Below are 12,294 nucleotides of genomic sequence, written 5' to 3' on the forward strand. Positions count from 1 at the left end.
ATGCACGCAAGAGGTCCTTCACTTCGCCGGCGTTAGTTTGCCGGAAACAAACAGGGATCGCGTCAAACAATGACCGTGCTCGTGACCGGCGGCGCCGGCTATATCGGCAGCCACATGGTGCTGGCGCTGGCGGAAGCCGGCGAAAGCGTCGTGGTGATCGACAACCTCTCGACCGGCTTTTCGGCATTCGTCCCGGACGGCGTGCCGCTGTTCATCGGCGATGCCGGCGATGAAAATCTCGTGGATGGCGTCATCAGCCAGCACGGCGTCGACAGCATCATCCATTTGGCGGGCTCGGTCGTGGTGCCGGAATCGGTGCGCGATCCGCTGCTGTACTACCGCAACAACACGATGACCACGCGCAGCCTGTTGAATGCGGCGGTCAAGCGCGGCGTCAGCCGCTTCGTGTTCTCCTCGACCGCGGCCGTCTACGGCAATCCGGACGAGGTGCCGGTGCCCGAGAGCGCGCCGACCCGTCCGACCTCGCCCTACGGCACCTCGAAGCTGATGGCCGAGATCATCCTGCACGACGTCGCCTCGGCCTATGACCTCAACTACGTGGTGCTGCGCTACTTCAACGTCGCCGGCGCCGATCCGTTCGGGCGCAGCGGGCTTGCCACCGTCGGCGCGACGCATCTGATGAAGATCGCGATGGAGGTCGCGACCGGCCAGCGCGCCAAGATCGACGTCTTCGGCACCGACTATCCGACCCCCGACGGCACCTGCATCCGCGATTTCATCCATGTCTGCGATCTCGTCCAGGTGCACCGCGCCGCGCTGGCCTATCTGCGCACCGGCGGCGGCTCGGTCACGCTGAATTGTGGGTACGGCCGCGGCTATTCCGTGCTCGAGACCATCGAGGCCGTCCGGCGCGTCTCCGGTCGCGCCATTCCCGTCCAATACGCGCCGCGCCGCCCCGGCGACATCATGAGCATGGTCGCCGACACCAGCCGTTTGAAGGCGCTGCTCGACTGGACCCCGACCTATGACGATCTGGAAACAATCGCCGCCCACGCCCTGACCTGGGAGGAGAAACTGTTCCTGGAACGCCACAGCGGCACGCTGCAGCGGGCCTCGGCCTAGAATCAACGACTTAGCCGGACGCCGGGGGGCTTGAAAAAGCCGCCCCGAGCGGGCAAGCACTGCTGTCCGCCCGGCGATTTGTCCCGGCGGCCAGGGACCAGAATGGCCGAATTTCCGAAGAAGATCACCGACGATCCCTATGGCGCCGCGATCCTGATCCGCCGCCTCGTGATGGAACAGGGCATCCTCTACTGGCGTCGCTATCTCACCGCTTTCGCGCTGATGGCGGTCTCGGCCGGCGCCAGCGCCGGCGCCGCCTACATCCTCGGCCAGGTCATCAACAAGGCCTATGTCGACAAGAGCATCCCCGGCATCGCGGTGCTCTCCGGCGTCACCGTGCTGCTCTTGTTCGTCAAGGGCGTCTCGACCTACGGCTACGCCGTCATCCTGTCGAAAATCTCGAACGCGATCCTCGCCAACAACCAGCGCGCGCTGTTCGCGAAGCTGATGAGCGAGAGCATCGGCTTCTTCTCCGAGCGGCACTCCTCGGAGTTCCTCGCGCGCCTCACCGCCGGTGCCAAGTCGATCACCGACGTCCTGACCATGCTGATCAACGCGATCGGCCGCGACCTGCTGCTGCTCATCAGCATGATCGCCGTGATGGTCGCGCAGGATCCCTGGATGTCGCTGCTCGGCCTGGTCGTCGTGCCGCCGGCCATGCTGGTGTTGCGCAAGCTGGTGAAGCGCATCAAGGGCCTCGCGCACAGCCAGTTCACCGGCAATGCCGACATCCTCGAGACGATGCAGGAATCGCTGCAGGGCATCCGCACCGTGAAAGCGTTCACGCTCGAGGACGCGATGCGCGCCCGCATCGACGAGAACATCGCGGTGGTCGAGCGCAACGCCAACAAGATGGCCCGCGTCTCCAACCGTTCCAACCCGCTGATGGAGATGCTGGGCGGCTTCGCGGTCGCCGGCTGTTTGATGTATGGCGGCTATGCCGTGGTCGCGCTCAACGCCACGCCCGGCCAGTTCTTCTCCTTCATGACCGCCTTCCTGATGGCGACCGAGCCGGCCAAGCGGCTGGCGCGGCTCAACATCGATCTCAACAGCCAGCTGGTCGGCGCGCGCATGCTGCTCGAAGTGGTCGACAGCCCCGCCAGCGAGCAGCCTGACGACGACAAGCCGGCGCTGAAGCTGACACAGGCCAGGATCGAGCTGCGCGACGTCTCCTTCGCCTATCGCGACAACGAGCCGGTGCTCAACCGCATGAGCTTCACAGCCGAGCCCGGCAAGGTCACCGCGCTGGTCGGCCCGTCCGGCGGCGGCAAGTCGACGGTGCTGGCGCTGCTCCTTCGCTTCTACGAGGCGACCGAAGGCGACATCCTGATCGACGGTCAGTCGATCTCGAACGTGTCGCGCCGCTCCCTGCGCGAGCAGGCCGCCTATGTCGGCCAGGACGTCTACCTGTTCCGCGACTCGATCCGCGCCAACATCGCCTTCGGCAAGCCGGGCGCGACCGAGGCCGAGATCATCGAGGCGGCGAAGGCCGCCTGCGCGCACGACTTCATCATAAGCTTCCCGCTCGGCTACGACACGCCGGTCGGCGAGCACGGCACCCAGCTCTCCGGCGGCCAGCGCCAGCGCATCGCGGTGGCGCGCGCGCTGATCCGCAACGCGCCGATCATCCTGCTCGACGAGGCCACCGCGGCACTGGACTCCGAGTCGGAGCGGCAGGTGCAGGAGGCCATCGAGCATCTTTGCCAGAATCGCACCACCATCGTCATCGCGCATCGCCTGCACACCATCATGAACGCCGACGCCATCCTGGTGGTCGAGGCCGGCGAGATCGTCGAGCGCGGCCGGCATGACGATCTGTTGCGCCGTGGCGGCCGCTATGCTTCGTTCTTCCGCCTGCAACAGCGCGACATGGGGCCGAATGTGATCCCCATGACCGCCACCTCCTGACCCGCCCATTTCACCGCACCCGAGATCGTTTCATGAGCGCCTCCACCGTCATTCCGGCCCTGCCGCAGCCCTCTCTTCCCGTCGTGGGCGAAGCCGGCGTTTTTCCCGTTCGCCGCATCTGGTGCGTCGGCCGCAACTATCTCGAGCACATCCGCGAGATGGGCAATGACGAGCGCGATCCGCCGTTCTTCTTCGCCAAGCATGCCGACATGCTGGAGCCGGACGGCGCCGTGATCCCCTACCCGCCGTTGACCAAGGACATGCATCACGAGGTCGAGCTGGTGGTCGCGCTGAAGAGCGGCGGCCTCAACATCCCCACCGACAAGGCGCTCGAGCACGTCTACGGCTACGCCGTCGGCATCGACCTCACCCGCCGCGACCTGCAGCTCGCCTCCCGCAAGATGCAGCGCCCCTGGGAGGTCGGCAAATCGTTCGACCACTCCGCGCCCTGCTCGGCCATCCAGCCGGCAGCCAAGATCGGCCACCCGTCGAAGGGCAAGATCTGGCTGTCCGTCAACGGCACCGAGCGCCAGACCGGCGACCTCTCCGAGCTGATCTGGAACGTGCCGGAGATCATCTGGAAGCTCTCACAGCAGGTCGAACTGGCGGCCGGCGACATCATCATGACCGGCACCCCCGCCGGGGTCGCGGCGGTGGTCGCCGGCGACAAGATCGAATGCGGCGTCGACGGCGTCGGCACGCTGAAGGTCTCGATCGGCCCGGCGGCGAAGTAAGCCGCCTCGCAAGGCGGCTCACCGCCGCAGACCTGTCAAAAGGCCGCGCCCAGCGCGGCCTTTTCCTTTGCCTGACATCCGAAGGGAGCACCCCACCCGCCCCACCGACGGTGGCCTCCCCTCCCCCTTGCGGGGAGGGGTCGGGGGTGGGGGTCCCCAAATTCCGGTCTCTCGATCGCGCACGCACACTTGGCGCAACCTCTTCACGCCACGTGAGGAGAAAAATCGCACCCCAAGATCGTTCAACGCCCGGAGACCCCCACCCCCTCCCCGCAAGGGGGAGGGGAGCTCACCGCCTCCGTGGCGATAACCTCGCCCCTCATGGTGAGGAGCGCCGCTTGCGGCGCGTCTCGAACCATACGGCCCGTCACAAACGGCAATCTCGCGGCACGACCGCACAAGACATCAGCCGGCACATGGGCATGCACCATCATCTGATCCACAATCTCAAACAGCATCGGGCTGATCAGGGACACGAGCATCCACCGTCTCGCGACGCATCCCGCGCCCGAGTTGTGCTCCAGATCCCGCCCTCACCGAATGGAGGGCGCGAGGAAGGCCGGACCTCGGCTGAGGCCCGTGGCCCGCCTGCAGAAAAAAAGCAGGCGGCAGTCACCACAGGTACAGCCGGACAGACCCGGCCTTCCCCGCGCGATGGTTTTAACAAGCTATAGCGCGCTCTTCCTGGTGCACCGGGCTTTCTGGCCACCATCCGCTGCGCAAAGCGAAGCTTTGTCGGAACGTTGATACTAGCGTCGGAGTATCAGAACCACGCGCCTTCACCGTCCGCGAGCCGCACGTTCGTCCGTGCTCATCACACGCCGCCGCCCGCGTCCACCGCTCCCCGCTGCCAACGTCCGTGACGACCGCGAACCGTCCCCTACCGTGCAACGGGATGGGCGGACTGTAATGCTGATTTGGCGAATTTGTCAAGCGGCTCTTCGACAGAAATTTCTGATTACCGTGAGTTATCCGACGAGCAACAAGCCCACGACTGCGCCACTCAGTTCACTTCACAAGCTGCGGCGGGCGGCGCAAACCTCCGAACCTGCATACCCCGCCCCTTCGAATCTCTATTCAACTCAACCTGAACTTCCGCCCCGATCTTTATCGAAGACCGGTCTTCTGCGGATAGCCTTGAAAGATTGAAAAAGGCATCCTTTGAAAGCGCCGGAACAAAAACAAACCCGTAGCCACGCTGATCGAAAATCTTTACGACTCTCGCCTTATACAGCGTCGCATCCCCCGCAAGAACTCCATCTGGCTTTCGAACATCCGAAACTGAAATTCCCTTGCGAGTTCTTGATACATCAACGATCAGCTCATCCCCATCATGAACGACGGCGATACCCGATTTCTCAAGAATTGACGCGTGCAAGAAAGCCGACTCTCCAAGCTGATCAACCAATACGAACCCATAACCTTTCATTTCGTCATACCAATCGACAACGGCGTTAACCGCCGTGGCAATTACCCCCTCTCTTGCACTTTCTCTTACAACATCGCGACTTGCGAGTTCAGGCTCTGAAGCTCCTCCCGCGAACTTGCGAATCTCGCTTGTCACCGCCCTTTGCACCAAATATTGCGGAGCATCCGGCAGCCGACCGAACTTCTCATCTTCGGCAATTAAAAAAAGCGCAAACACCTCTCGCACCTTCTTCATCCTAAATGTCTTCGCCTCTGCGGCCGAATGTAGAGACCTAATCTGATTTGCTACCTCCGCATCCGAGACAGATGTAATTAGTGCCATTTGACCAAAAAACGTTGTGTTGAACAGCGCGAGCTCAAGGTGCGACAATCCGCTATAGGTGACTGCTACTCGCTGCGCCATCGACAAACCGCCAATACTCGGATCATGCGGCTCGACTAGAGACGCATCCATAAGAGCGGAAAGCGCACAATCTACGGCAAGCTCCGCATACCCCATCCCATCGAAATACTGAACGATAGATGGCACAGAAATGTACCGACTATCATCCGACGACCTCGCATCGTGAACAGCCTTCAATAACGAAAGCACCCTGACACTCATTAGAGGGCTCTGAGCAATATCAGAGCTTACGTCAAAAATTGGGAATAGAAGATGAGAGTCTCCCCGCTTATAAAAGTTATAGTCACCAAGGATCAGCGCCCGCATGAATTTTTCGGGCGAAAGCGGCTCTTGCTTACCTGCAACATAAGACCTCAGCAGATCCTCGATTTGAAGTGACGCTGACGTTATAACGCGCCGCGCAAGGCCCAATGTTTTTCGAATGTTGTAATTTGCCAAACTACCTAGTCTGTTCGATATGTAGTCCTGAAGGACAAATATATCTTCTACAGCAGACGCAAATGCCTCCAAGCTTTCAAGCCTAATACGAAAGCTTCCCGCGTCGTAAACACCGGCAGTTCTACCTTCAAGTTCCATTTTCGATCTCAAATATTCAAGGCGCTTTCTAAAAACCTCCCTTGGTGCAGGCGTTGGAAGAAAGTATGATTTCGACGAATAGATATTGAACAACTCCGTCTTAGAGAATGACCACGCCGATCGATCTGTCAGCGGAAACAAGAGTAGACAGTGCGTTACATGACGCCTTAGTGCCTGGAAGTACTGAAATAGAGACTGCTTGAAATCTAAGGAAAATTCGTCTGTGTTGTCGACAACAAAGATCGGCAATCGCCTTCGATTCTCAACGACATCGATCAACAGCCTCCGCAGATATCCCTCTCTATCCTTCTCTACCTGCTCATCCATGTATTCGCCAAATTTTCTTTTGAAAGCATCCTTGTCCTGCTTATACAGCTCAGCATCGACTCCCTCACTCCGCCGCACGTACTCTTTGAAATATAGGCCCAACAACTCATCCCAGCTCGGAAAACCCTTTATATATAGCTGCTTCTCGATACTGGCGATCGCACAGTTCGTAAACCAGGCAAGCGACGTTCCAGCGTCGCCGGTGGCATCTAACGCATTGACATTGATGACGACACAACGATCTCTAATATTGGAAGGCAAAGTCGATCGAAAGAAGCGCTCAAGGAACGTCGATTTCCCCGCACCAGACGGGCCGACAATAAAAACCGTATCTCCGTGCTTATCCGAGATCGTACTTGTAATCAGCTGCTGCAATCCTTCATCGACTCCCTTTTCGGGAGGACTGATGTTACCCAAAACGTAGGTTGTCAGTTTTTCCAGCGCGAAGTCAGCAATTCTGCTCTCTTTTGTTTCCACGAAACACTCAACCAACATATTTGGATCTGCATCCCCGATCAGGCCAGCAAAGAACGAGTTGAATATTTTGTCGAGATCGAACGCCAACTGCGATTTGAACTCTGGGTGGACGTCCGCTTCGGAGTAGGCGGAGTGGAGCCCCAGAGTAAGAAGAAGTCTCCGGTCATGTATCCTATCAAAGATATGCTTATAGATCGCCTTCTGATGGGCCTCCCGCGAACCGAGTTCAAAAAAGCTTGAAAAGTCAGACAACAAAGAACCAAGAGTCGGAAAAACGATCGCCTCTTTCGTCTTGTAATTTTCACCTGGTACGAACGGCTTGAAGAAAATCCAGACCACGCCATCGGTGACCACTGCCAGCTGAATTCCATCGGGAGCGCAGTATGAGGCGGCTTGTTCGATGGCATCCAAGCATTGCTTCAACGCCGGCCCAGAGATTCTATATATCTGCTTGGTTATCGCGCTCGTCAAAACTCCAAGCCGACCAATGCGCTTAGCTTCCACAAGAAAGGCCGGCCGTCCAGCATCGTTTACGATGTAGTCGGAGTACCCATTATCGTTTTTCCTTTCTGCAGAAATGGCCGAGTGGCTCCATCCCAGTACTTCTGTCAGAAACCGAGTCACGAGTTGCAACTTCGCATCCTCCTCCGTGAGAACATCGGAGAGGCGCGGCTCAATCTCCGCCACTATCGCAGCGGCGCGGGAGTAGGCAGAATCAATAGAAGACATATCGATTTCCCACCAAGAGACGTTTTGCTTAGACATGATAGCACGATAGACTTCGCGACGGCAGAGTGTCCTTGCTGGCAGAGAGTAAAACCTATATGCCTACAAGAGAATTCGAAAGGATCGGGTTAGTTGGCCGCACGCAACGTGTCGTCCATCCGAAACTAGGTGAATTCGTACGCAGACTTATCTGCGCCAGTTGATCGCTAGATAGTACTCCTTTCCTTCGATCTCAGTTGTCATTGCTTCCATTGCCTGGCTAATTTGTGCAACGTCGAAGCTCGATCGATTGCTGAAGCACTCCGTCTTTCCAGTAAGTCGAGTAGATCGAATACTCAGCTAGCCTACCAAGCACACGATCTTCAAGTTCTCCCGCCCGCTCAATCTCAACGGCGTAGATAACTTCCCAATCCCTGACGTCCCCATGACGCTCGCTACATATCTGGCGAATCCGTTGATCTAAATCTTTGCAGACGCCAATCTTGATCAACCGCGCTGCGAACGCCAAAACCTTTGTGTCGCATTGAACACAGTGGCCCTTTGTGGACCTTAGCCTGTGGCCGGCCTTTCGGCATTTGCTACCGGAGCGCAATCGTCTTGCCTTCCTCCTTAATGCGTTTAAACCAAAGCCACTGAGACATATGCCGAACGTCCATGACGTCGTCAGGGCCAAGACCCTGGCTCCTCAGAAATCTCAATTCACTTTCGGTGAGAATGTCTTGCATTCGGGCCTCAACAGAAGAGCCCAGCATACCAAAGCTATAGCGTCCCGCTAGTGCCGTATGGCGCGCTCAACTTTCGGCTGCTCGATCGCCGGAGCCACTTCATTCGGCAAAGGGCGAGTTCTCTGGCCCCACTATCAGCTATGTCGACAATGCTATGGTCGTAACCCGCCACGACGCACCAACGGCGGATTACGCTCCGCTAATCCGCCCTACTCTGTCCCCCCTCACCGAAACGCCGACACCACGATGGCACCCACGATCGCCACCGTCAGCGTATACTTCGCCGCGTAGTACACCGTCCGATTCCACGCCTTCACCTTCCGCGTGGCCAAGTGAAACTCGTACAGCTTCCCGAACACCTTGTTCAGCACGCCGACGTGCTCGCCCTCGACGTTCTGGGTCGCCGAGGCCTTGACGATGTGGTGGCTGACCCAGCGGTTGATGGCGGCGATGAAGCCGAGCTTCATCGGGCGCTCGACGTCGCAGAACAGGATGATGCGGTTGACGTCGGTTAAGTTCTCGGCGCTGTGGATGAAGGTCTCGTCGAACATGAAGGCCTCGCCGTCGCGCCAGACGCAGGGCACGCCGTCGACCAGGATGCGACACTTGTCGGAGTTGGGCGTCACCAGGCCGAGGTGATAGCGCAGCGAGCCGGCGAAGGGATCGCGGTGAGCGCCGAGCTTGCCGCCGGGCGGCAGCATCGCGAACATCGCGCCGTGGACGTTCGGGATGGCGTTGAGCAGCTCGACCGTCTTCGGGCACAGCGTGCGCGCCGACGGCAGGAAATCGTCGTACCATTTCAGATAGAAGCGCTTCCAGCCGCTCTTGAAGAACGAGTAGAAGCCCCAGTCGTTGTTGTTGGCGGCGGCGCGGATGAAGCCCTCGTCGAACAGCCGCATCGCCTCCTCGCGGATCTCCTGCCAATTGTCGGTGAGCGTCTTCAGCTCGGGAAACTGCTCGACCGGGATCACCGGCGTGTTGGGCACGGCCGAGCCGGCATACATCAGCACGTTGTAGGGGGCGAGATAGGTCGAGTGGTCGCCGAGCTGGCGGGCAAAGCGCAGCCGCTGCTTGCCGCGGAAGTGGACGTAGAGGGTGGCCCCGATCAGGATGTAGAGGCCGATGAGCTGTGGCGCGAAGAGCTGTCTGAGCATGTCCGGTACCCATGATCCGGCCGCTCAGAGCGTGTTGCGCAGAACCGTGTCGCCTTCTGGGCGAGGATTCAGATGGTGCTCTGATGCCGGCCAAGCGCCTCAATTTAGCCGCAAGCGCGGCCGGCCGCATCCCTTCGCACATGGGTTGTGAACGGGAATCGGGGTTGAAAGTTCTGCGGCGTGACCCGCCTGCAACAGCCGCCGGCCCCGGCTGCAATCATGCTAAGCCCGCGTCAGCTCCTGCAGGCCCTTGAAGGTCAGCCGCTTGGGGTCCCGGACGCCGGCGAGATACATGCGGCGGATGAAGACGGCCACCGCGTCGCGGTCGCAGCCGGTGAGGACGACGATGGCATCCACCGCGGTCTTCTGGGCCTCCATGGGACTGGTCCTCCTGGCAATGCACCCGGCAACGCAAGCTTTCACGATGCCGATTAACATCGCGTTAACCGTGCGGACGGCCGCCAGTTCCCATGCCGCGATTCCCGCCTTCGCTCCATACGCGAAACCGCGCAGGCCGGAGCGGCCGCCGTCGAACGCCGCAGGAGCGCCGCCGTCACACCAGGAAGAAGTCCTCGGGCGCCCCGATCAGGCGGTCATCGCCGTGGGCCACGAGCTTCCGCCGCATCGGGCGCGCCGGCGGCGTGATCACCCGCCGTTCGAGCTCGTTGGCGCCGGCCAACTGGTCGACGAAGCGGACGGCAAAGCCACTGGGGAAATGCCTGATGACGCGGCCGATGCAACTGCCGACCGCCAGCGGCGTGCCGATCTCCGGCTGGATCTCCGCCGAGACCGCCGCGCCCGACATCGAGGCATCGATCACGAAGCACGGGATGCAGCTGCCGTCGGCGAGCGTCAGCGCCGAATGCGGCGAGTTCGGCACGAAGCGCGCATCGCGGCGGGAGTCGCGGATCGACGGATCCTTCTGCTTCTTCTCCAGCCAGACCAGCTTCTCGGCGAGCTTGGCGCGCTCGGCGCGCGTCATCTCCAGCTCGAGCAGAAAGCCGCCATGCACGGTGTCGCTGATCTCGCCTTCGAACTTGCCGAAGTCGCGGAAATACGAGGTCAGACGATCGCCGACCTTGCCGACCACGGGCACCTCGAGCAGCGCGCGAAACGGCGACACCCGCGTGGTGCGGCAGGCGAAGGATCGCAGCCGTCCTTCCGGGGAATACCAGTTCGAAAGCGTGTAGGACCCGACCGTCTGAATCCTGACCGCGCGCTGCTTCAGGAATCGAGCAACCGACATTGCACGTCTCCCCTCGAACCCATGATGTCCCCGACGATGGCCCGGCCCCCGCCGAGGCACGATATGCCTGTTACAATTTCTGCGTGCATTTTCGGCCGAACTAAATCGAATTGGGCAAAGCCGCCATGCCCCGGACCGTGCGCGCAAATTCTTGAGGAAATCTGAATCCGAAACGGAAATCCCGCTCAACGAAATCGTATGTCCAACCCGTTTCCGCTTTCTGAAAATGCCGGCCCGTCAGATTACGGTGGGGCGCGGCACGTGTTCGTCCCAGGCACGAACGGCTAATCGCATCAGCCGCGGCGCGATCGCGTCAAGACGTACACCGTCTCACGATGAGCGTGCGTTCGCGTTCAACGTGATTAGTCAATGATTCATCCTAACGGGCGACCACCGAGGCGCGGCTGCAACTCACAATTTCATTCAATCGGGTGAGCAACTATCAGCGCGCGCAACCGCGCTGCCAGCAAACAGCTAACACGTTCGTGTCGTTTCGCTATTTGCTCGCTAACAACCTGTTCACCACTTGCGCAATCGGTCCGCACGGCAGCGGCTGCCGCCTATGCTGTTCAATTTCGCATATACTATTGCCGCTTAGTCGTAAGTGAGGGGGACGGCTGTCAGTCGGCTCGCGCGTCGCCCCAGGCGTATGAGTAAGCAAAGTAGTCACGCGTATGATGACCGCACGCATCGTGGTGTTAACCATCGCTCTCGGCGCGGGCGGCGTTGCGGCCTATCTGGTCAGCAATTCCGACGGCCAGCGGCAGACGCCGGCGGCGCCGGTCGTGCAATTGCCGACGGTCGAGGTGCTGGTCGCCAAGAACGACATCGGGCTCGGTCAGGCGATCAAGCCCGGCGACCTGATCTGGCAGACCTGGCCCGAGGCCGCGAGCAACATCTTCATCCGGCGCGGCGACCGTCCCGAGGCGGCCAATCAGCTGGTCGGCACCATCGCCCGCTCGCCGTTCGTGATCGGCGAGCCGATCCGCGAGCAGAAGCTGGTGAAGGCGGACGGCTCCGGCTTCATGGCGGCGATCCTGCCTGCAGGCATGCGCGCGATCTCCACCGAGATCTCGCCCGAGACCGGCGCCGGCGGCTTCATCCTGCCGAACGACCGCGTCGACGTCATCCTGTCGAAGCGCGACAAGAATCCGGACAGGCCCGGCGCCGCCGACTTCGTCAGCTCCGAGATCATTCTCTCCAACGTCCGCGTGCTCGCGATCGACCAGGCGCCGAAGGAGAAGGAAGGCCAGAACACCGTCGTCGGCAAGACGGTGACGCTCGAGCTCAAGCCCGAGCAGGCTGAGACTTTGGCGCGCGCGCGACAGGCCGGCTCGCTGGCGCTGGCGCTTCGCAGCATCGCCGACGTGAACGCCGCCGACGGCAACAAGACCGAGATGCAGCAACAGCAGCAGCAGATGGCGCGACGGGGCAGCGCCATCGAGATCATTCGCTATGGGATCACGAGCTCGCTCACGGCGCAGAAGTGACCGAAAGGACGAGGAAG

9 protein-coding genes are annotated in these 12,294 nt (G+C 60.4%); 4 read left to right on the plus strand and 5 right to left on the minus strand.

Going from position 1 to position 12,294, the window contains the following annotated elements; translation table 11 throughout:
• Positions 1–69 precede the first annotated feature (69 nt).
• From galE to QW868_RS10730, 3 genes are all read left to right on the plus strand, one after another.
• Positions 70–1,083 (plus strand): UDP-glucose 4-epimerase GalE, encoded by a 1,014-nt coding sequence (gene galE, locus QW868_RS10720; RefSeq protein ID WP_315738944.1) that lies wholly within the window; start codon positions 70–72, stop codon positions 1,081–1,083.
• A 102-nt stretch (positions 1,084–1,185) separates the two neighbouring features.
• Positions 1,186–2,991, plus strand: a complete 1,806-nt coding sequence (locus QW868_RS10725) for an ABC transporter ATP-binding protein (RefSeq protein ID WP_316230532.1) — start codon at positions 1,186–1,188, stop codon at positions 2,989–2,991.
• 32 nt (positions 2,992–3,023) lie between these two features.
• Positions 3,024–3,725 carry a fumarylacetoacetate hydrolase family protein gene (locus tag QW868_RS10730; protein WP_316230533.1) on the plus strand — a complete coding sequence of 234 codons (702 nt, stop codon included), beginning with the start codon at positions 3,024–3,026 and terminating at the stop codon, positions 3,723–3,725.
• A gap of 1,003 nt (positions 3,726–4,728) precedes the next feature.
• Here the strand turns inward: QW868_RS10730 and QW868_RS10735 are convergent.
• The 5 genes from QW868_RS10735 to QW868_RS10750 form a co-directional block, all read right to left on the minus strand.
• Complete coding sequence (locus QW868_RS10735) at positions 4,729–7,665, minus strand: hypothetical protein (RefSeq protein WP_316230534.1); 2,937 nt, start codon at positions 7,663–7,665, stop codon at positions 4,729–4,731.
• A gap of 256 nt (positions 7,666–7,921) precedes the next feature.
• Positions 7,922–8,335, minus strand: coding sequence for a GIY-YIG nuclease family protein (locus tag QW868_RS33530; RefSeq protein ID WP_410051288.1), 414 nt, complete (start codon positions 8,333–8,335; stop codon positions 7,922–7,924).
• Positions 8,336–8,611: 276 nt separating this feature from the next.
• The gene (locus QW868_RS10740; RefSeq protein ID WP_316230535.1) at positions 8,612–9,541 is read right to left on the minus strand and encodes an aspartyl/asparaginyl beta-hydroxylase domain-containing protein; all 930 of its coding nucleotides are present in this window, start codon (positions 9,539–9,541) and stop codon (positions 8,612–8,614) included.
• Between the two features lie 222 nt (positions 9,542–9,763).
• The gene (locus tag QW868_RS10745) at positions 9,764–9,919 is read right to left on the minus strand and encodes a hypothetical protein (protein ID WP_315738952.1); all 156 of its coding nucleotides are present in this window, start codon (positions 9,917–9,919) and stop codon (positions 9,764–9,766) included.
• A 175-nt stretch (positions 9,920–10,094) separates the two neighbouring features.
• On the minus strand, positions 10,095–10,787 hold the full coding sequence (locus QW868_RS10750; protein ID WP_316230536.1) for a PilZ domain-containing protein: 693 nt from the start codon (positions 10,785–10,787) through the stop codon (positions 10,095–10,097).
• Positions 10,788–11,461: 674 nt separating this feature from the next.
• On the opposite strand from QW868_RS10750, the gene cpaB reads away from it, so the two are divergent.
• Positions 11,462–12,277 (plus strand): Flp pilus assembly protein CpaB, encoded by an 816-nt coding sequence (cpaB, locus tag QW868_RS10755; RefSeq protein ID WP_316230537.1) that lies wholly within the window; start codon positions 11,462–11,464, stop codon positions 12,275–12,277.
• Positions 12,278–12,294 lie beyond the last annotated feature (17 nt).

Origin of the sequence: Bradyrhizobium sp. SZCCHNR1051, from assembly GCF_032489615.1 — a bacterium.
In the GTDB taxonomy this organism is placed as follows: domain Bacteria; phylum Pseudomonadota; class Alphaproteobacteria; order Rhizobiales; family Xanthobacteraceae; genus Bradyrhizobium.

Coding starts and splice junctions, on each gene's coding strand:
- QW868_RS10745 (WP_315738952.1), bottom strand. CDS start 9,919: ATGGAGGCCCAGAAGACCGCGGTGGATGCCATCGTCGTCCTCACCGGC.
- galE (WP_315738944.1), top strand. CDS start 70: ATGACCGTGCTCGTGACCGGCGGCGCCGGCTATATCGGCAGCCACATG.
- QW868_RS10735 (WP_316230534.1), bottom strand. CDS start 7,665: ATGTCTTCTATTGATTCTGCCTACTCCCGCGCCGCTGCGATAGTGGCG.
- QW868_RS10740 (WP_316230535.1), bottom strand. CDS start 9,541: ATGCTCAGACAGCTCTTCGCGCCACAGCTCATCGGCCTCTACATCCTG.
- QW868_RS10730 (WP_316230533.1), top strand. CDS start 3,024: ATGAGCGCCTCCACCGTCATTCCGGCCCTGCCGCAGCCCTCTCTTCCC.
- cpaB (WP_316230537.1), top strand. CDS start 11,462: ATGATGACCGCACGCATCGTGGTGTTAACCATCGCTCTCGGCGCGGGC.
- QW868_RS10750 (WP_316230536.1), bottom strand. CDS start 10,787: ATGTCGGTTGCTCGATTCCTGAAGCAGCGCGCGGTCAGGATTCAGACG.
- QW868_RS10725 (WP_316230532.1), top strand. CDS start 1,186: ATGGCCGAATTTCCGAAGAAGATCACCGACGATCCCTATGGCGCCGCG.